The sequence below is a fragment of the Membranihabitans marinus genome (genome assembly GCF_019802045.1).
Classification (GTDB): Bacteria; Bacteroidota; Bacteroidia; order Chitinophagales; family Saprospiraceae; genus Membranihabitans; species Membranihabitans marinus_A.
The window spans coordinates 1-21327 of record NZ_JAHVHU010000024.1 but is presented as its reverse complement, the minus strand read 5'-3'; the positions used below and the strand labels follow the sequence as shown (position 1 = coordinate 21327).

Here is a 21327-nt window from a genome sequence, read left to right as displayed (position 1 = left end):
CGTCTTTCTTAACAGTGTTCCATAATTAATGATGACCATATATAATAGATGTTGCAATTCTTAATTTTAAAACACTAAGATCAACCCTAGTCGACCAATCAATAGTCTTTTATTCTATGATTTTTATGATTCCACGCATCGCATAGTAATGCCCAGGAACCGTGCACACATATTCATATTCACCAGGCTTCTCAGGCACTCTAAAATAAATGGTCTCTGACTTATTTGGCTCCAACAAATGAGTATAGAACAAAACTTTATCGGAATCGGGAATATAGTTCATACCCTGGCCATCTAGTCCTAGTTTTAACGCCATTTCTCCAACCTCAATGGCAGAACCAGGCAACACAATGACCAAGTTGTGAAGCATATCATCATTGTTTTGAAAAACCAGTCTTACCCTGCTTCCTGCCTTAAAGGTCATTCTTTCGATATCGTATTTTAGCCCTGGTTTTGTACCGATTACCATGGTTTGATCAATATGTCCATTCCAATGCTCCGGTACATTAGTTACTCTTTTATTACTAATATCTTTTAGTGCATTTGATTTAAATTGGGCTTGAGATTTGACTTCCTTTGTTGTTTCTTTTTTCACCGTGGATGCCATTTTAACATTAGATCGCTTTAAATGGCGCATGTCGGCGCTTCCCTTTTTATGATCAGCCTTTTCCTTCTTATCTTCAGGGATATTATTTAATGTGTAATATCCAACATTATGCAAGAGCGATTTTCCAGCATAGGATACCACATCATGAATTTTTATCTCATGGATATAACCCAATTTCAGACTATCTACCACAACATTAACCTTTAGTCCATCATCAGAGATATTGACAGATCGGATAGGACAGGATCCTTTCTCTATTACAGGGCTACCGTAACGCGCCCGATATTTGTAATTAAAATTTGTGATTTCATATGAGCTGAGATCAGCTGCCAGGCCTCTGTCAACGGGTTGCGTAAATTCAATAAGAAAGCCGTCGGGGTTAGCTTTGACAGTTTTCATTTCAAAAGGTACGCTTCCTTTCCAAATTACCTTTTGCAGTCCATACGACTCCCCTCCTGTGGAAGACCATCCTCTACTCGTCATCCCGACCAACATAGAAGCATCGCTCCCCCATATCATTCTAAATACACCGGATGAGAACCCCTCCATAAAAGGGAATATGACACCCTGATATTCACCATTTACTAACTCCATATCCATTCGCATAATCTTACTCTGCCCCTGATCTCCGATAAATATGTGGCCAGCAAAAGGCCCAAAATTCCCTTCAGTATCATCAAATAAAAATCCTGCAGTAGAAGATCCCATAATACCATGTGGCAGCCATACGGCGGGCAACCTGAGTTCGGGCACCTCTTGGGCAACCTTCACCATCGATTCCTCTGTGTCCGGAACTTCTTCTGGTTTCAAATCCAAAGATAAACCGGATACATTCGCCCATTTCAACCCTTTCGGATTCCCCAGGAAATCTCCTTTTTGTACATGCGATATACGACCAGATCCTACCCAATCACCCTGGTTTTCAGAATAAAAGAACTCGCCTTGATCATTTACCCAATATCCGGCGGGAGATCGCAATCCGGTTGCGTAAGGTATAATCTTTCCGTAAGGAGTAACTTCGACTACCCACCCTCTCCATGGCACTAAACTTTCCATACGACCTAATCGATCAACCCATCCCAGGTTCAAGGTAACCATGAAATTCCCATTTGGAAGCAATGCAGGACCATAGGAATATTCATGATAATTACCGGAGAGCGGCCAGGAGGTAACTTTTTCATAAAGATCAGCGATACCATCTACATTTCTATCAACCAATCGAGTCAGTTCACCTCTTTGAGCTACATATAGCGCCCCACCTTTATAGGCAATACCCAATGGCTCATGCAATCCATGGGCATAACGTTTAAATGTTGGTTTATAATTTTCAGTATTAGACACCACCCACACTTCGCCCCTTCTGGTGCAAATGGCAATATTTCCATTCGGAAGATTGGTCATTCCGCCAACTTCCAGTAGTACATCCTCCGGAATTGGGATATCAATTATTTCAAAATAATCCTCCTCGCTTTGTGCAACGGATCCAAACGACTGTGTGAAAGAATGGGGAGAATACGACCACATAAGTGCGATCAAATAAATAAATTTACTCATAGTAGAGGAACTAATAATCTTCATTCTATTCATTTTACCAAATTATCGAATACCCGACCACTTTTTCTCCCTCATCAGAAGAGTTCGTTGGCAAAATCACCTCTACAGTACCGTTATTCTTTTCCATTAATTTTGGAACAATACCATTATCAAATTGGATGTAATAATCTTTGTCGCCGACCATATATAGGCCATTAGGTAGTTTTTTAAAACTTTTTTGAGAAGTGATCATAAAATCGAAATGTTGGTTGTCCGGATAGTTTTCAAAAACAATCTCCCTTCGCAATCCTCTTCCCTTTTCTAAATACCGAATTCGATCAAACAAAATACCCTCATCCATAGCATACTTATATATCGGAAGATCATCAGTCCCTACTTTATACCCCAAATAATCTGGAACATTTACTTCATCCATCGTTTGATTTGAAGCAATGTCAGACTTCTTCCTAAAAGTACCTACTAAATCCAACCCAATAACGCTCCCATTCGGAATCATCAATTGGGTAGATCCTCTATGATTCCACATTCCCGTGGCGTTGATAAAACCACCGTGCCAAACAGACAAAAGTTTACCTTCATCCAAGTCATAGGAGTAACTCACACCCCCTGGAAAACCTACTGCGACAGCATGTGTTTTCACATCACCTTCATCATTGTAAAAACCACGTTGCGTTACTATTTCCCCTTTACTTTTTCGTATAATCTTATTATAAGAATGATCAACGTTAAAGTTTACTGGCGCGTTTAAATGGGAAAATGAGATTTGAGGACCTTCCACACCAAGAAGTAGATCATTTTTATAGGCATAACCATATCTGAAACTTTTATAATATTTCAAATTCAAATCATAAGAACCAGGCTCCAAATTAATGGTCCCATAACCATTTCGTCTGGACCCATCCATTGAAATAACACACGTATCACCAATCACAAGTTGTCCACCTCCGTTGGGGCCATCAGGTCCGTCATCCGGAATCCACGCTAACATTAAATTAAAATAATAATCACCAGACTTCGGGACATGGATTTTCCCTTTTATCACACCTCCAAAATCATCAACCTTTGAAGGAACACTATGATCCAATAGATCAATATTTCGTTGATATAATTCGGGTCTGGTATCAAAATCACGGATGGAGGCAATACTATCGTAGGAACTGAGGACCATATCTGTCAAAGTAATATTCTCTGATTGATATAGTTTATATTTGATATTTTTAAGTGCAAATATTCCATGATCTCCCTGGAACATTATCGGCCCAAAACTACTTTCCTCCTTAAATTTAGCATCTCTGGTAGGTCCAGTTACCTCAATATTGTTTTGCACAAGCACCTCATTGAGATATACTTCTCGAAATACTCCATTTTTAATTTTATTCCCCGCCTCATCAAACCGGGGAGCTTGAAATAAAATCCTTAAATTTTGCCACAACCCTGGAGCCTTACTTGCATTGATGATAGGCGGGTTTCCGTGAAAACCTTTTTTACCCTTTGCAGCATTTTCATTCCAACGCTGGTAAATTCCACCATTATCTGAGTGCTGAGGGGTGGTTTCAAGCCAGGAATCATACATTTGAATTTCATACCGCCCCTGTAAAAATATCCCAGCATTGGATCCTTTCGCCATCATAAAATCCAATTCGATCTCGATGTCTTCGTGCTCAAAATTTGTCAATAAATTACTCACCCATTTCTCTCCTCTGGTATTCAATAACACACCAGTACCCTCTTCAATGACCATCTCCCCCTCACCATTCAGGTCAAAATACACGTCTTTCACCTTGATCCAACTTTCCGTCACATTGGCAAAATCTTCCAGGGTTTCCAGAGAGACTTCTGAAAATGGATAAGAATTAAATTGAGAAAAAAGGCTAATTTGACTAGAAATAAAAATTATCAATATTACTATCCGTACTTTTCTAAGCATATTACATTTTGATTTCAACACCCATACTGGCTATAATTCCCGCCGCAGTTACTGTGGAATATCACTTTTAATTATATTGCAATTGCGTTATTTTCGCCTGAAAATTCATCATACATTCACTGTTGTTGGAAGAAGAGGCATGGATCTTTGCCCTGATTCTCATAGTCCCTTCCTATCGTTTTCAAAACTGATCAATCCACCATCGTGCCATCCAAAGCACTTTAGACTTCTCCGATATAATTTCTCCGATAAAATTTAATTTGTCATCCGCTATCACCACCTGAGGTTTGAAATTCAAATCTGTTGTGTCCCAACACCTTAAGGGATCCTTATACATATCTTCCAGGTCCTGCGCGTAAGCTGAGATTATGAAGGGAAAACCCAGTGCCACAAATTCAATTCCTAAACTATATATTCGATGAAATGATGACCTCATAAATAAAGGTATTTAAAAATTTCTTATCGTAGAAAGAATATTTCATACTCCAAAAAATATATAATTCTTGTGTTAAAAAATATTCAGTGTTCTATATACTCAATGAGTCCTGGAATCATTATTAGGTCCTTTTTTTACATGGAATTATCTTTTCAATATTACCAACCTGGATTTTGCACCAAATTGGTATTGAGCGCTAATTCCTCTACAGGAAATGGCCACAAATAGTCCTTTTGAGGATCAAATGTTCGGGTTGATCCTTTTTGCACCAAAATGTAATTGTCATCTGTGAGGTTGGGCTCACCGGTTCCAAAACCATCTTCAAAGTAATAAGAACCCAATACAGCTACCGGTAAAACCTGCTCCGCGGTTTTCCAGCGAATAATGTCCCAATACCGGAACCCTTCAACGGCTAGTTCTATTCGTCGTTCTCTTCTGATTTCTTCTCTCATATCCAACCCATTTTTATCTACAAATTCATTGGTGAGCTTAGGCATGCCTACTCTTTCTCTGAGTAGGTTTATGCTCTGATTCAAATCCGCATCAGAAATACTTCCATTTAATTCATAAGTGGCTTCGGCATAGATTAACAATACCTCTGCATATCGGATCAATACGCGGTCAATAAAAGTCCGGTTATTGGTACCCAGTTCTTTAGGATCTAGGTATTTTCGTGATACAAAACCTGTTACGTGATAGGTTAATGATGGGATGGTAAATGTAGCATCCTGATTGTAGGGGTCTCCCTTTTTGAAAATGGTATGAGCCATACGAGGATCTCTGTTTTCAAAATACGCACTATGATCTACAGGTTCTGTATACAACGGGGACTGATCGATAGGCAATCCATCTTTCATTAAATAAGCATCTACCAGAGTTTTCGTGATATTGTTGGCGCCATTAATGATAAAACCGGCATTATAACTTCGGATATCATTACCGACACTGATACCATGTTGGGCTACAAAAATATTTTCTTTGTTCTGACGACCTTCACCAGCATACTGAAACAAGTCGAAATACGATGAGAAAAGTTCATGTTGTCCACTGTTTATCACTTTCTCTGAGGCTTCTATAGCAATCTGCAAATGCTTCTCCGGATTGCCATAATTGTGAAACTTGGAACGAGTTCCTTCGAATAACGCACTTCTCGCCTTCAAGCTCAACGCTGCCGTATTTGTCACACGTCCATATCCTTTGGAACCTCGTTTTGAAGGCGTTGGCAAAAACCCCGCTGCTTTATCCAGGTCTTGATAGATAGCTTCCATTACCTGCGCTCTTGATGATTTTGGTGCATACAGTTCATCCGAAACATCCGTAAGTACAGAAAGCACCAAAGGAACATCACCATATCTCATCACCAGTTCCGTATAGGCCCAGGCTCTGAAGAATAAAGCTTCCCCAACGTATTTATTAATTGTATTTTGCTCGACTCCAGTTGTTAGAGCAATGCTTGATTTTTCAATAAAATTGTTTGCAGCTCGGATAAGTTTGTAGTGGTTTTTATATTCATCATCTACTGAAGGAGCTATTCTGGTACCAGAGCTAATTTCATTCGCCACCAGACCAAACCCATCATCTGCCCAATTGTCATCACTCACCGGTAATTCCGGTAAGAAAGTATATAAATAATTAGCTGCGGCAATCAAGTCTTCTTCGGATTTCCAGTAAGACTGGTCACTGATCGCATCCTTCAGTGGACGGTCTACGTCACAGGATGCGAAAAACAAAATGAGCATAGGGTATATTAGATATTTCATAGTTTTTATTTTTTGAAGCGACATCATATTCTTTTTCAAATGTGATTAAAATGTAATGTTCAGACCCATTGATACTGTCGAAGTCATTGGATAACTCCAGTTTACACGATAGGGAAACTCTGGGTTAATGGAATTTTTCCATATCCCCATACCGGATAAAGTAAATAGATCCTGTCCGCTGAAAAACACTCGTATGTTGGACATTCCCAATCGGGAGGTAACCTGGTCGGGCAAGGCATACCCAAGTTGAACATTTTTCAATCGAACATACGCTCCATCTAATAACCATTTATCTGAGTTTTTAAAATTATGTCCGCTACCCACATATGGACGGGGAAAGAATGCGTCCCGGTTATCTTCACTCCAATAATCCAAGTGAACTTTAAGAGGTTGTTCCCAAGCCTGTTTCTGACCATTTGCCAAGTCAAGATGTATAAAGAAAACCCGTTCGCCGACTCCTTGAAGGAAAAACGAAAAATCAAAACCCTTCCATTCCAGGCCACCAGTTACACCAAAATTAAAGCGGGTTTGATCCGTTCCAAGATAAACCAAATCCCCTGGATCATCCGGTGTCCCACCACCTATATTGATGACTCCATCCCCATTCAAATCCATGTACTTTTGGTCACCCGGACCATTCCGCGCATCTTGAAATGCCCAGTTTTCCACTTCCTCCTCTGTTTGGAACAAACCGGCCCCCTTGAACCCCCACAGACTTCTGTATGGATATCCTTCCAAAATAGGGACTACCCAATCTTCAACAGTGCGCTGCCCCTCATAGCTGAGTAATTTATTCTGATTGTCTGCCACATTGAACCCAAAGGAATAGTTGAGATCGTTTCGTAAAGAATTTCTGTAATTCATTTCAATTTCCCATCCCCACGATTTCAATTCTCCATTATTGATTAATGAAGACCCGACCCCATACGTTGCCGGAAGCTTGACCGGAGTCAACATATTTCTATTGTATTTCACATAGTAATCAGCAGAGAATTGAAGTTTATTAGAGAAAAATCCAAGATCCACCCCGCTATTCATCGTTTCGACCGTTTCCCAAGTGAGGCTATTTGAGGGTACTTCATTTTGAAAGTAATAGGTTTGTCGGATTTCAGGCGAACCCAGGACCAGTGCATTACCTCTTTCTAGACGGTTTACAAAGTCATAATTTCCAATGCCACTTCCCAATGCACTACCCAATTGACCCCAAGAAGCACGCAATTTCAGTCTGGAAAATATGGAAGATTCAGCCAACCAGTTCTCATTATGCATATTCCAAGATCCTGAAACGGAAGGGAAGACCTTTGTTCGTAATCCAGGAGCCAATCGTGAACTTTCATCCACCCTGACCGTAGCCTCCAGAACATATTTACTCTGATAGGAATAGTTCATTCTCGCAAAACCGGACTGATAAGCATATTCGCTGATCGACTGAGAATTCTGTTTCGTTGCATCATCGCCTAATTGAAGAATAGGCAGATCGTTATTGATTAAATTAGCAGCGCTAGCTTTGGTTAGATTGTATATACTTTCTTCAAATTGATATCCACCCAGAAAAACAAACTGATGATCATTCGTAATTTTGAAATTATAATCTGCCAGAAACTGCAAATTATTATTCGTTCTCGATAATTGATTTTGAGTAAGCTCATTGGGTACATTAAGCTTGAGGATGGGTGTAAAGCGCCCCCATAACGTTACCGTTCTTTCAAAAATTTCATTTGTTCTGCGGTTGTATTGTCCGCCGTATATCGCTCTTAGACGAAGTCCGTCGATTAGATCTACTGCACTGACTGTAAATACGCCATTTAAGGTGTTGCTGTTTTCATTATTATATCCACCCTCTTTTAAATAGGCATAGGGTTTGTTAGCGGCACTAGTTCCTCCTTCTGCACTCAATCTGCCTTCAGGAGTGAAAATGGGGTACCTGCTTCGATACCTATAGGATAAACCCAATAAGGAAGAAACACTTCTCGAAGGCGACTCTCTTTCGGTGACACTATAAGAAACATTTGAATTAAATGAAAGGTGCTTTGTAAGTTTTGTTTGGAGATTGATTCGGGCATTATACCTTTCGTATTGGTCCGGACCAACTTTAAAGGCTCCCTGCTGATTATAGTATCCAAGTGAACCATGGAAATTAAAATCTTCACTCCCTCCTCTAACAGAAAAATTATGAGTTTGCATATTAGTCCGACTTCGGACGGTTTGCTTGGCCGGGTCCATGGGGTCAAATGAGATATACCGATTGGAATCCGAAGGATGAATGATGGAAGTTATGCCCTGATTCACCCTTTCAAAATCAGCATCACTATACGCCCGTCCAAGTCCGGCATTTTTAAAGGAAATATTTGAATACTCCATTTCTTCCAGTAATGATGAACGTTCCGGCAGATGTATAAATTTACTGGAGCCAAACAGATTCGAATAGTTAAAAACGGTCTTACCCTTTTCTCCTTTTTTTGTCGTAACTAATATTACACCTCCTGATGCTTGTGCACCGTACACAGCTGCCGCAGCAGCATCCTTCAGTACACTGATGTTGGCTATGTCATTTGGATTGATGCTATGAAGTGTATTTACTGGAACTGAAATTCCGTCTAAAATCAATAATGGATCAACATCCCCATTGATAGATGTTACACCACGTACTTGGACTTTAATATCTTCATTCCCCGGCTGACCCGACTGACGTGTGACAACCAACCCCGGTGATACACCTTGTAGTGCAGTAGCAGCATTCGTAATGGGTCTGTTTTCAATTTTCTTTGCGGTTACTGTGGATACTGATCCGGTCATGTTTTCTTTTTTCATAGTCCCATATCCTACAATCACCACCTCATCCAGCAACTGGGAATCGGCGATCATAGTAATAAACACAGTTGTTTTACCCGCTAAAGCTATTTCTTGGTTTTCATAACCGATATATGAAACTACCAAAACGGCATTTTCATTAATATTTTGCAAAGAGAATTTTCCCTCGAAATCGGTTGCCGTACCTTTATTTGTACCCTTGACCTGGACATTGACACCGATGAGTGGCTCGCCATTTTGATCAGTTACCTGCCCTTCTACATTAATAGGAGGGATGGTTAACACTTGACTGGGCAACTGATAGGTCAAAAGACGTGGGACGATTGATACCTCCTTTTTGCGTGAAACCGGACTCACCACTATAAACTTATCCTTCACAACTTTGTATTGCAGTGGTTTCCCGGACAGGATCAAGTCCAACGTCTGAACTAAGTTACGTTTTCCTCGTTCCAAGTTAACCAAGTAGCCTTGAACCTGATTGGTATTGTACGCAAACCGATACTCCGTCTGTTTTTCAATTTCCTTAAGTACCTGTGAGAGAATCTCTCCTTTAAATTCGAGAGTAACCATTTCATCCTCCAATCCCTGACCATACCCGTCATTGGCCATTACCAACTGCAGGCCCAAAATTGAAAACAATAAAAATGTAATGCTGATTTTCATCCAAAAACCTCTTGTTAATACGAGGGGTATTGACATATACCTCAAATAGTGAACTCGGGGAAATAATTTTTCCATAACTTTGTACTGTTTAAATGGTTCTCTAATCCTTTACTATTTAAATTTTATTCGGCAGACATCCGGACTCCACTCCGGGTGTCTGCTTTCTTATCAATCACAGCCATCTCCACTCAGGGAAACAACTTTATTCTCAATTTGGTATTCGGCTCCAATGACCAATGCTATCACCGCCACCACTTCACCCAGACCATCGGTCGGAACAAAAGAGGTCGTAAACCGACAATTTTTTAATGCCGGATCCTTAATATCAAATGTACAGTCCCACCGCTTGCTCACGATTTCAATGGCTTCCGCAACAGACATATCGTCCATGATAAATACCGCCGGTTCAACAGTGGTTGTCTGCTCTTCATCCATCTTATTCTTGGTCACTTCCCCACTCACTAGGTCAAGAATCAGTTGGTCATCCTTGTGCAGTATTCCCAATTGATGGGTTTCATCTGAGACCTCAACCTTCCCCCGGGTCACGGAAATAGTAAATTCTTTGTTTTTATCAATTGACGAAATGCTAAACGCTGTTCCCAATACACGTGTGGTAACTTCATTTGTATGCACTAAAAAAGGACGGAGACTGTCATGCTGAATATCGAAATAAGCTTGACCGTCTAGTTCGACTACCCGCTCTGACTTTGAAAACTCCCTGCTATACTCCAGCCGGCTACCGGGTTCCAACACCACATAACTGCCGTCCGGCAGGTAAATATGCTTCTCTTGTGCAATGGCCGAATCCACGACCAGCAGGTTGTCTTGATTCTCCACAGTAATCGTCTCCAAGACCGCTTCAGTTTGGCTAAAGTACCAATACCCAACTGCCGCTGCGATTAGGACCAGAACGGCGGCAGCTATTCTTGAAAAGCGAAAGATCATACCGGTTTGGGGACGGGTCGAATGGATCCTGGATTGTATCTCATTAAATAATTGAGATTTCAATCTATTTTTCTGATGTTCCGTTCGAACCGATAATCCATCGTTCTTGTCGTCGAAGTGATCGTAATAACTCTTTAGGAAAGCCACCTCTTCTGTGGTTGCTTTTCCTTGCACATATTTCGCAATTAATTTGCGCAATTCCTCTTTGTTAGAAATATTCGTCATTCTTCCGTTTCTATAGAGGTGTACCGGAAAAATGGATTAGTCCCAAAAGTTTTTCGACTTTTTTAAATTTTCTTTTCAAAGCGCTAATAACTCTTACGCTTAGAACTTGTTCTTCAGGTTCGGGGCCCCACCAAAAGTAGGGGCCACGCACCAATGTGGTTGCTGGGGTGTGACGCTTTGAGGGTAGCCCGTGCGGTCAGGCGTCTCACATTGTATGTTTGGAACTAGTTCTTCAGATTCGAGGTCCCCACTTAAAATAAGGAACACGCACCAGTGTTGCTGGTGTGTGACGCTTTGAGGGTAGCCCGTGAGGGGCAGGCGTCCCACACTTTATGCTAGAAACTAGTTCTTCAGATTCGAGGTCCCCACTTAAAATAAGGACCATGCACCAGTGTTGCTGGTGTGTGACGATTTGAGAGTAGCCGGTGAGGTAGCAGCCGTCCCACACCTTATGTTTGGAACTTATTCTTCAGGTTCGGGATCCTCACCAAAAGTTGGGACCACGCACCAATGTTGCTGGTGTGTGACGCTTTGAGGGTAGCCAGCGAGAGGCAGGCGTCCCACACCTGAGCATGCTCTTCAATTTATAAATGCAAAATGTATCAACAGCAGCAGCGTATAATACTTGGCCAGTTTCCATTGCAATTCCTTTACACAGTTGTTGAGTTGATTGTAGACCGTTTTACGGGTAACACCTAATTCATTGGCTATTTCAACTACGGACAATTGTTGTTTATAATGCAACACGAAAATCTGTCTGCGCTTTCTGGGCAAGGTATCAATCCAGGCTAAAAGCAATTTTGCCAAATCATCCCGGATCAATTCCTGATCCGTCTGAATGGGGGAAACCATCATCGCTTCAAATGGATCAAAGAAGTGACTGTGCTTATTGGATAGATTAATCTGGTTGTAGACCTGAAACCGGACTGCTCCATAGAGGTAGGATCGCAAATTATCGATGGCCACTTCCTTTCTTCGTTGCCATAGACTAACAAATACATTTTGTACGACATCTTTGGCCGAAGACTCCTCTTGCAAGCGCTGATACGCTTTCCGATACAATTGCTCCCAATATTGTTCGTAGATTTCATTGAAAGCGGCCTGCTCCCCTTTATTCAGACGAGCCAGTAGTCGTGCATCATTTTCCATTCGAAGCTGGGTCACTCTTTCAGATTATTAATTTCCTATGCCCTCCAAGGTAGCTATATTATTAACAATTTGAAAATTTATTTTTAGATACAGTTAATTTCCATACAACGATTGGAATTGCCATCACTTAACCAGACTGACAAATTCGAAACGCTGTCCATCAAAGAGCCCCTGATCACTTAATTTCAGTGCAGGAATCACTAATAATGCCATAAAAGACAATGTCATAAAAGAGGCTTGAAGCGTACTGCCCATGGATTTTGTCATTTCGTCAATTTGTTGGTACTGCACTGCAATGCTTGCTCCATTTTCAATAGACATCAATCCCGCTACGGGGAGGGGCATGCATCGTTCGTTCTCCTTATGAACAGCACAAATCCCGCCCTTTTCCTGTATCAATCGGTTAATGGCTTGGGCAATGGCGGAATCATCCACCCCCACTGCAATGATGTTGTGTGAATCATGCGCCACTGTAGAAGCAATGGCACCAGCTTTTAACCCAAAGCCCTGAATAAATCCGATGGATGGTTTCGCATTAGCATACCGATTCACCACGACGATCTTCAACACATCTTCATCCAGGTCAGATTCTATAGCCCCGGATTTATTTCTTTTTATTGGTATCCATTCTGATCCGGTGGTCAACTGTCCATCAAAAGCTTGTATAACCCGAACCTCCTCTCCCGGATCCGAGATGCAAATGGAAGATTCAGATATAGGATCACATTGAAATTGATTGATTACGCGGTTAATTGGACGAGGAAACAACACCCGTTCTCCATCAAAAACCTGTTGACCGTTCAAGTAAGTAGATTGGATATGAAATTGTCTAAGATCATCCACGATAATAAAATCAGCCGGATCTCCGGGACGCAACAAACCCACATCCAGGTTATAATGCGCTACAGGGTGCACACACGCTACCCGCAACACATCAAATAGATCATATCCTTTTTGAATTGCTCGTGTCACCAATGTATTGATGTGCCCCTCCACCAACTCATCGGGGTGCTTATCATCGGAACAAAACATTAATTGGTCGGCATGATTTTTCATTAACGGAATAAGCGCTTCAAAATTCCGGGCGGCACTCCCCTCGCGGATGATGATTTTCATTCCCGCATCCAATTTATCCTGCGCTTCACGCAGGGTAAAGCATTCATGATCTGTCGTGATGCCAGCCTGCGCATAACGAAGGGCATCGTCCCCTGTCAATCCCGGCGCATGCCCATCGACCGGTTTGCCGGCATGCTGTGCAGCCTGAATTTTCTCCACGACATCGGCATTTCTGGCCAGCACCCCGGGCCAGTTCATCATTTCTGCCAAATACTTAATCTCCGGACGAGCCATCAAACGCCGGATGCCATCCACATCAATTTCAGCACCCGCCGTTTCAAACGGGGTGGCCGGCACACAGGAGGGAGCACCAAAATAAAACTTAAAAGGCACCTGTTGACCATTTTCAATCATATAATCCACCCCTTCGACACCGAGCACATTCGCGATTTCATGCGGATCCGACACTGTAGCTACCGTGCCATGCCGCACAGCCAACCGCGCAAACTCGGACGGGACCATCATTGAACTCTCAATGTGAATATGGGCATCAATAAATCCGGGAAGGATGTATCGATCTGGGACCTCCGAATTCAATTTCACGATCCGGTCAATCTTTCCGGCTCGAATTTGGATCTCCCCCCGAAATACCCGGCGGTTGAATAAATCCACCACGTGTCCTTGAATTTCATTTTCACTCATAACGGATAAAATTTTTATTTCATCCAAGATATGAATTAGAACTCATTCTACACGATCCGATGCTTATAAAACAGCCACAGGATACCAAGTTGTCCCATATCATTAGCTGCCACGCCATAGCTCAAACCCAACCAATATAAAACACTTCCCTATTGTGGGGCCGAAGTGGGTGCGTTACTCTTAAACTCAGATATACCAGGAAACGCACCCATCGTTGCAGCTCTACGCCTGTAGAAAGAACTACCGTATTGAACCACGGCATTCGGACAGAGTAAATTTTGAGGTCTAAAGGCCAGCTAACATGTTTTGCGCAATACAAGTTATGAAGCAACCACCTGTTTTGGTGAGGTGATAAATAAAAACTGCTCAGCCACTATCTCGGTCACATACTGCAGGATTTTATTCTTGTCTTCATAGCTTCGTGTCGCCAGGCGCCCCTGGATCATCACTTCATCTCCTTTGTGCAGGATATTCGCCATATTTTCCGCCATTTTTCCCCAGGCGACCACCCGGAACCAGTCGGTGTTTTCCACTTTCTGTCCGATCGCATTGGTATAATACCGATTGACCGCCACATTCATATTGGCGAGCTTTTTGTCTCCCTGGGTGGTTTTTAATTCGACGTCTCGACCCAATCTTCCGATAATCTGAACCTGATTTCTTACATTTTTCATGATGTACCTATTTTATACGTGAAATAATAGGCACAAGGTAAGTGCATCACCATGCGATTACCGAAGATTAAACGAGTACTAACGTTTGTATCCGTTTGTAAACGTTTGTAAATGGATAGTGCTAAATTTGATTTCTTAGTATCCCAGGCTAGAAAGACTTTGTGATTGTCGCTAAAGAAAATATATACTACCCTGCATCAGGTGTAAGGCACGCTTGAAGATGCCTTCCACCATGACCGTGAAAGACACTTGCAGCCAGAGGATGTGCGATGGGTAGTGGCTTACATCTGAAAAAAACCAACCATTCTAAGTGTCAGGCGCACTCGAAGGTGCCTTCCACCATGCCGTAGAAAACAATTGCAGTCACACTACGCCCCAAGCATCAAGTTTTTTTTCGGAATAAAATATTTCTATAATATATATATATACTTCAATCTAAAAATAAATTGTTAAGATAATTTTCTATCTTGGTATTTTATTCATGGTATCCTATAGGGTATGTTATCGAGCTTGGCCCCAATGTTCTTTCACCCGAATACACGCTCTGCACCAGCAGGGAAAGAAAGCGTTTTATTCAGCAGGCATGGTACAACCAATACAAGATAATGCAGGAGCATTATGGTCAAACACACCAAGGATGACGGGGACCGGCAAATGAGGTGGTATTAAGATTCTGTACCTGGCTCCAGGGATTTGGAAGTGAAAATCCATGGAGTACCCTGCTGTATACTCATTTGGGTGATAAGAGTCTTTGAACCATAAGGAGTCCATTTGATGATATAGAGATACAAAAGTAATGGATGCATTTATAGCGCATTACACACCTAATAGGTGGGCTATCAGTGTAAAATACAGGCATATAAACAAGCTATCCTCAATTAAATATGGAAATAGAAGTACAAATAGGAAATTCCGAAATCAAAAAACAAATAATTGATGAAGTTTCAATTGTCATTGGAGACTACTATGATAAAGAGAATGGAGAACCCAAATATCTGATTCCAGATGATTTTAAACAAGCTGTTGTGGAGTTAACCGAGGACCAAACATACAAATCTTCAAGACCAAATGAAAATCATTTAGTATTAGGCAAGACTATTCGAGACAAGGGAGTAATAATAATAAATCCAGTTTTATTCACTGAAAAATTTGATTCTCAAATTCGTTCTACAATCTATCATCACGAATACTTTCATTTTTTATACGAATTAAAAGATAGAGAGTATGACTTGAATACTAAACATGGACAAATTAAATCATTTCTTGACTTTTATTTAGAAGAATATGGGGCACTTCGGCATGGAATTAATGCGACTAAAGATACTTTTTCTACAGTTACAGACAGATTAGTATGGTTCTTAAATTTAATGGCTGAAGGGCACTACGAAAACATAAAGAATAAGTCTATTTACTATCAATTCTTTTCAGAACTAATCTTAAAGTATAAATATCACCAAATCCAACTTAATGACTTTTTGCGTCAAATATTTCCAAAAGTTCGATCCTATACTTTAGAATTATTGTCATTTAGTGCTTATTCGGAAAGCTTGAACAATGAACTGTCATTCCAAATTGAAGATGACGAACTATTTACAACAAAAACAAGAACTATTGCTGAAGTTTTGGATAGCTACGGAAGTAAAGAAGAAGATATTCTAAACATTGATAAATACCTTGGAGCATTTGGGATATCTCTTAAAGATACGGTAGAAGGGTTATGGTGGGGGGTGCATTTTATCGAAAACCAAGAAAATGAAAAGTGAGGATAACAAGTGATATGAAATCAAACTTGCTATCGCTGGGTCCGCTCCATATCACAGAACCGTTACATGCCAGCATAGTGGAATCAGGTAATTAGATAAAGGACCAACGGTTCAGAAATTCCGAACAAATCAAAAATAAAATGAAAACTTTCAAAGTTCCGTCACTCAGATTTCAAAAGGCATGGCCGGTGATGACATTTACCCTTCGATGGAAGAGAAGGCTGCCCTATTGCTGTATCTTATAACAAGGAATCTTTTGCGAATAAGAAAATAGCCACTGCTTATTTCCTGTTATTCCTTGAATAGAATAACTTACTGTATTAAGATAGACTCCACCTGGAACGAATAAAAGCAAACCTACTTTGGTTCAATTTTAAAGACCAATATTGGTCGAGCATTCCAATGGACCTCTGGGAATAGTGACACAGTAATAATGGTCCGGGATGAAATATGCACAGCACATTGGAAAATCATCGAATAATTTGTCATCGTCTTCAAAACTTCCTGAGAAATGACGTGTTGGTTTACATAAAATAATTCGCTCACAAGATTATAATAGAATGACATTATTAAAATACTTCCGCTACGTCGCCATTCTGGAAGGCATCAGCTATTTGTTGTTTGGTTTGACGATGCCCCTGAAGTACGGTTACGATATTGCGGAACCCAACTACTACGTGGGTATGGCGCACGGGATGTTGTTTCTTTTGTATTGTGGAATGGGGCTCGTATGTGCCATCCAGTACAAATGGAAACTCGGCTTTAGCGTTTTGGTCTTTCTTGCTTCACTGGTCCCGTTTGGTACCTTTTACCTGGACGCCAAATACTTGAAGGCGAAGGACGCCTACGGGAAGGGCTGATGCAAACCAATTTGATTGTATTTGAATCTGTGGTTAAACAAAACCTCGTTAAGATCATTAACTATTGTAGTAAAAACGACACACTATGACTCATTTAAAACCAGGGGATCAGGCTCCCGAATTCGAAGGAACAGATCAAAATGGAAATTCCATCTCCATCCATGATTTTGACGGGCAAAAGATCGCCTTGTACTTTTACCCCAAAGACAACACGCCGGGCTGCACCAAGCAGGCCTGCAATCTCCGGGATAATTACAAAGCGCTTCAGGACAACAACTACGCCGTCATTGGTGTGAGTGCGGACTCCGAAAAGTCGCACAAAAAGTTTGAAGAAAAGTATGACCTCCCATTTCCACTCATCGCCGACACCGACAAAAAAGTCATCAAGGACTATGGCGTTTGGGGTGAAAAAAAATTCATGGGCAAAACCTATGATGGGATTCACCGAACGACCTTTCTCATCGATGAAGACCGAAAAATCGAAAAAGTCATCGAAAAAGTGAAGACCAAAGACCACACGGCACAGATACTGGGGTGAGTATTAATGGTTAATTGTTGATGGTGGATGGTCGATTATCGATGGTTGATTGTGGATGGAGTTTAGATCATAGTACGTAGATTTTAGAACGTAGATTAGTAATCCCAGTGATATAGATGCTCTTTGAATTTGACGTTTTTGCTCTTTCCCAGTCAGGATAAAGACCGAAACCGGACTCCACTTTCTTACTCCATCATTCAAACCAGGGCGGCAGGGAATTTATTCGGGCTCGGTAATCCCGCTTTAACGCACCCTTCCCACGGGCTTGCCGATCCCGGGATGGACTCTGGATCCGACTCGGCTGAGCTGAAACAGATCTCTTTTATGAGGGAGGAATAATTCCAGTAAAAGACTGGACGGATTTAATCCGTTCGCACAAGTTATCCTAGTAATCCTAATCAACCTAGTTCATCCTAGTGCTCCAAGAACTAATTTCATAGGGTTAAAAATTGCGCTTCCAAATCGCTGCGCGCTTACGAATCGCAATTGAAAGCACCATTCATCCCAATTCGACCTAGTCCGGCCCATCCTATTAATCCTTGTCATCCTATTAATCCTAGTCCATCCTAGTCATCCCAGTAATCCTATTAATCCTAGTCCATCCCAGTCCATCCTATTAATCCCAGCCCATCCTATTAATCCTAGTCCATCCTAGTAATCCTAATCAACCTAGTTCATCCTAGTGCTCCAAGAACTAATTTCATAAGGTTAAAAATTGCGCTTCCAAATCGCTGCGCGCTTACGAATCGCAATTGAAAGCACCATTCATCCCAAATCGACCTAGTCCAGCCCATCCTATTAATCCTTGTCATCCTATAAATCCTAGTCATCCTAGTCATCCCAGTAATCCTATTAATCCTAGTCCATCCCAGTCCATCCTAGTCATCCCAGTCCATCCTATTAATCCTAGTCCATCCTAGTAATCCTAATCAACCTAGTTCATCCTAGTGCTCCAAGAACTAATTTCATAGGGTTAAAAATTGCGCTTCCAAATCGCTGCGCGCTTACGAATCGCAATTGAAAGCACCATTCATCCCAAATCGACCTAGTCCGGCCCATCCTATTAATCCTTGTCATCCTATAAATACTAGTCCATCCTAGTCATCCCAGTAATCCTATTAATCCTAGTCCATCCCAGTCCATCCTATTAATCCCAGTCCATCCTATTAATCCTAGTCCATCCTAGTAATCCTAATCAACCTAGTTCATCCTAGTGCTCCAAGAACTAATTTCATAGGGTTAAAAATTGCGCTTCCAAATCGCTGCGCGCTTACGAATCGCAATTGAAAGCACCATTCATCCCAAATCGACCTAGTCCAGCCCATCCTATTAATCCTTGTCATCCTATAAATCCTAGTCATCCTAGTCATCCCAGTAATCCTATTAATCCTAGTCCATCCTAGTGCTCCAAGAACTAATTTCATAGGGTTAAAAATTGCGCTCCCAAATCGCTGCGCGCTTACGAATCGCAATTGAAAGCACCATTCATCCCAATTCGACCTAGTCCGGCCCATCCTATTAATCCTTGTCATCCTATAAATACTAGTCATCCAAGTAATCCTATTAATCCTAGTCCATCCTATTAATCCTAGTCCATCCCAGCCCATCCTATTAATCCTAGTCCATCCTAGTCCATCCTAGTCATCCTAGTCAATCTTTTTTACTATATTTCGATCCTCAAATAACCTTTACTATGAAAGAACCAAAAAACCCAATCCCATCTACACCCCATTCATCCCGTCGAAATTTCACGAAAACGATGACAGCGACTGCAGCCGGCTTTATGATTTTGCCCAGGAATGTGCTTGGAGGTAAAAACTATACCGCACCCAGCGACAAAGTCAACATCGGATTAGTCGGGGCGGGCGGTCAAGGCCAAAGTAATGTCCGCCATCTTCTGCAGTTGGATGATGTCCAAATCACTTCGGTAACGGATCCCGGTCGGTATTGGGACTTGCATCGGTTCTATTACAAATCCATAGCGGGTAGAGAACCCGTGAGTGAAATGATCGAAAAACACAATCAGGAAAAAGGATCCGGGAAGAAAGTACGTCAGTACCACCGGTTTCATGAAATGATGGAACAGGACAAAGACATCGATGCCATCGTATGTGCTACACCCGATCACACGCACGCTTACATTACCATTGCAGCCTTAAAAGCCGGGTTGCATGTATATTGTGAAAAGCCTATGGCCCACAACATTTGGGAAACAAGAATGGTGCGCAAGGTCGTTCAGGAAACCGGGCTGGCGACCCAAATGGGAAATTCCGGGCACAGTCGCGACGGCATGCGATCCACGGTGGAATACCTCCAGGATGGTGCCATCGGCACCATGCGTGAGATCCACGCCTGGGTTCCTGCAAGCCGCTGGACAGCTGGCATTACAGGACTACCGGAAGACTCCAGTCCCCTGCCCTATGATTTTGATTGGGAAGAATGGCTGGGCCCCTCTCCCTTCCGACCGTATAACGATTTATTTTCTCCGGTCACCTGGCGTGATTTTTGGATTTACGGATGTGGTGCTCTGGGTGATTTCGGGTGTCACGACATGGACCTCCCTTTCTGGGCTTTTGACCTAACGTCCCCTTCCAAAATTCAAATTCACCCTGCCGGACAAAGCAACAGTGAAATAGCACCTTACGGTGAAGCCGGCACTTATCATTTTCCGGAAAAGAATGGTCAGGCGGCCATGCAGCTGCATTGGTATTCCGGGGGCTTAAAACCGGCCTGGAACCCACACTTGCCCCCAGACTATAAATTCGGATCACGCAGCGCCATGTATGTGGGAGATAAAGGAGTTATCATCACGGACGGTGGCGATCGGCAACCTCAGATTTTTCCGGAGTCTTTGCGTGAAGCTTATGAAGCACCTCCAGAACGCATTCCACGTTCCAACGGCCACCACCGGGACTGGATTGACGCCATCAAAAATGGCGGACAGTCCAGCGCGAATCTGGATTATGGCAGTCAATTGACCGAGCTTACCCTTTTGGGAGTTCTTTCTCTGCGTTTGAATGGACAGCGAATCCATTGGGATGCTGAAAACATGAAAGCCAAAGGATTACCAGCAGCCGATGAAATGATCAAAGAACCGGTGGCGAATGCCAAATGGGATATCGACACACTGATGTAGCATAGTAAAGACATTCAATAAATGGTTCTTTTAAGAAAGTTGTCGGTGGTATTAAGCTCAAAGCAAGAAAAGCTCAAAGCATAGAAGCTGAAAGCTCAAAGCTAAAAGTAATACGTGTACCTGGCTTAATAAGCGTAGATGCTCAAAGCAGAAGAAGCGGAAAAGAGAAAGCTCGAAGCTCGAAGCTGAAAGCTGAAAGTATCACGTATACCAAATGATAAAGGCAGAGATGCTCAAAGTATCACGGTACAAGGCAAGAATAGCTCAAAGCATAGAAGCTCAAAGCTCAAAATAAAAAAGGCGATGAAGAAGAAAGACTTCGCATTCAAAGATTTAAAAGTGTGGCAGGGACTGTCAAGTAGTTTGTGTATTTGTGGAGTTCAAGAAGACTTTCCAAAAAATTTTGTGTTGAGCGGAATTGATCTGATTTTGTGAGTCTAAAAACTTTATACTATGAAAGATCAAACTCAAAAATTACTCGATGAATTGGTCAATCAGATTGCAGACAAGGATGAACTTGC

General features: G+C 41.8%; 13 protein-coding genes. 5 read left to right on the top strand and 8 right to left on the bottom strand.

From position 1 onward, the window contains the following. Positions 1 to 109: 109 nt before the first annotated feature. From KUV50_RS18445 to KUV50_RS18410, 8 genes are all read right to left on the bottom strand, one after another. Positions 110 to 2185, bottom strand: a complete 2076-nt coding sequence (locus KUV50_RS18445) for a plastocyanin/azurin family copper-binding protein (protein WP_222581688.1) — start codon at positions 2183 to 2185, stop codon at positions 110 to 112. Between the two features lie 10 nt (positions 2186 to 2195). Next, positions 2196 to 4088: a DUF1080 domain-containing protein gene (locus tag KUV50_RS18440; RefSeq protein ID WP_222581687.1), complete on the bottom strand. Its 1893-nt coding sequence runs from the start codon at positions 4086 to 4088 to the stop codon at positions 2196 to 2198. Positions 4089 to 4682: 594 nt separating this feature from the next. Further along, positions 4683 to 6284, bottom strand: a complete 1602-nt coding sequence (locus KUV50_RS18435) for a RagB/SusD family nutrient uptake outer membrane protein (protein WP_222581686.1) — start codon at positions 6282 to 6284, stop codon at positions 4683 to 4685. 45 nt (positions 6285 to 6329) lie between these two features. Next, complete coding sequence (locus KUV50_RS18430) at positions 6330 to 9758, bottom strand: SusC/RagA family TonB-linked outer membrane protein (protein WP_222581685.1); 3429 nt, start codon at positions 9756 to 9758, stop codon at positions 6330 to 6332. 168 nt (positions 9759 to 9926) lie between these two features. Continuing rightward, a complete protein-coding gene (locus KUV50_RS18425) occupies positions 9927 to 10928 on the bottom strand; it encodes a FecR family protein (RefSeq protein ID WP_222581684.1) in 1002 nt (333 codons plus the stop codon). 579 nt (positions 10929 to 11507) lie between these two features. Continuing rightward, a complete protein-coding gene (locus KUV50_RS18420) occupies positions 11508 to 12092 on the bottom strand; it encodes an RNA polymerase sigma factor (RefSeq protein ID WP_222581683.1) in 585 nt (194 codons plus the stop codon). A 108-nt stretch (positions 12093 to 12200) separates the two neighbouring features. Further along, complete coding sequence (gene ade / locus KUV50_RS18415) at positions 12201 to 13835, bottom strand: adenine deaminase (protein ID WP_222581682.1); 1635 nt, start codon at positions 13833 to 13835, stop codon at positions 12201 to 12203. Positions 13836 to 14155: 320 nt separating this feature from the next. Then, positions 14156 to 14509 (bottom strand): single-stranded DNA-binding protein, encoded by a 354-nt coding sequence (locus KUV50_RS18410; protein ID WP_222581681.1) that lies wholly within the window; start codon positions 14507 to 14509, stop codon positions 14156 to 14158. Between the two features lie 884 nt (positions 14510 to 15393). Here KUV50_RS18410 and KUV50_RS18405 point away from each other — a divergent pair. The 5 genes from KUV50_RS18405 (at position 15394) to KUV50_RS19510 (ending at position 21241) form a co-directional block, all read left to right on the top strand. Beyond that, on the top strand, positions 15394 to 16272 hold the full coding sequence (locus tag KUV50_RS18405) for a hypothetical protein (protein WP_222581680.1): 879 nt from the start codon (positions 15394 to 15396) through the stop codon (positions 16270 to 16272). A 560-nt stretch (positions 16273 to 16832) separates the two neighbouring features. Continuing rightward, entirely contained in the window at positions 16833 to 17132 is a 300-nt protein-coding gene (locus tag KUV50_RS18400) for a DUF3817 domain-containing protein (protein WP_222581679.1), read from the top strand. 85 nt (positions 17133 to 17217) lie between these two features. Then, on the top strand, positions 17218 to 17670 hold the full coding sequence (bcp, locus tag KUV50_RS18395) for a thioredoxin-dependent thiol peroxidase (protein ID WP_222581678.1): 453 nt from the start codon (positions 17218 to 17220) through the stop codon (positions 17668 to 17670). 1693 nt (positions 17671 to 19363) lie between these two features. After that, entirely contained in the window at positions 19364 to 20806 is a 1443-nt protein-coding gene (locus tag KUV50_RS18390; RefSeq protein ID WP_222581677.1) for a Gfo/Idh/MocA family protein, read from the top strand. Between the two features lie 303 nt (positions 20807 to 21109). Continuing rightward, positions 21110 to 21241: a hypothetical protein gene (locus tag KUV50_RS19510; RefSeq protein ID WP_261395406.1), complete on the top strand. Its 132-nt coding sequence runs from the start codon at positions 21110 to 21112 to the stop codon at positions 21239 to 21241. Positions 21242 to 21327 lie beyond the last annotated feature (86 nt).

What these genes read in the sequence shown, in the direction of transcription:
- bcp (WP_222581678.1), top strand. Translation starts at nt 17,218, where the DNA reads ATGACTCATTTAAAACCAGGGGATCAGGCTCCCGAATTCGAAGGAACA.
- KUV50_RS18425 (WP_222581684.1), bottom strand. Translation starts at nt 10,928, where the DNA reads ATGACGAATATTTCTAACAAAGAGGAATTGCGCAAATTAATTGCGAAA.
- KUV50_RS18435 (WP_222581686.1), bottom strand. Translation starts at nt 6,284, where the DNA reads ATGAAATATCTAATATACCCTATGCTCATTTTGTTTTTCGCATCCTGT.
- KUV50_RS18405 (WP_222581680.1), top strand. Translation starts at nt 15,394, where the DNA reads ATGGAAATAGAAGTACAAATAGGAAATTCCGAAATCAAAAAACAAATA.
- KUV50_RS18440 (WP_222581687.1), bottom strand. Translation starts at nt 4,088, where the DNA reads ATGCTTAGAAAAGTACGGATAGTAATATTGATAATTTTTATTTCTAGT.
- KUV50_RS18430 (WP_222581685.1), bottom strand. Translation starts at nt 9,758, where the DNA reads ATGAAAATCAGCATTACATTTTTATTGTTTTCAATTTTGGGCCTGCAG.
- KUV50_RS18390 (WP_222581677.1), top strand. Translation starts at nt 19,364, where the DNA reads ATGAAAGAACCAAAAAACCCAATCCCATCTACACCCCATTCATCCCGT.
- KUV50_RS19510 (WP_261395406.1), top strand. Translation starts at nt 21,110, where the DNA reads ATGAAGAAGAAAGACTTCGCATTCAAAGATTTAAAAGTGTGGCAGGGA.
- KUV50_RS18410 (WP_222581681.1), bottom strand. Translation starts at nt 14,509, where the DNA reads ATGAAAAATGTAAGAAATCAGGTTCAGATTATCGGAAGATTGGGTCGA.
- KUV50_RS18445 (WP_222581688.1), bottom strand. Translation starts at nt 2,185, where the DNA reads ATGAAGATTATTAGTTCCTCTACTATGAGTAAATTTATTTATTTGATC.
- ade (WP_222581682.1), bottom strand. Translation starts at nt 13,835, where the DNA reads ATGAGTGAAAATGAAATTCAAGGACACGTGGTGGATTTATTCAACCGC.
- KUV50_RS18400 (WP_222581679.1), top strand. Translation starts at nt 16,833, where the DNA reads ATGACATTATTAAAATACTTCCGCTACGTCGCCATTCTGGAAGGCATC.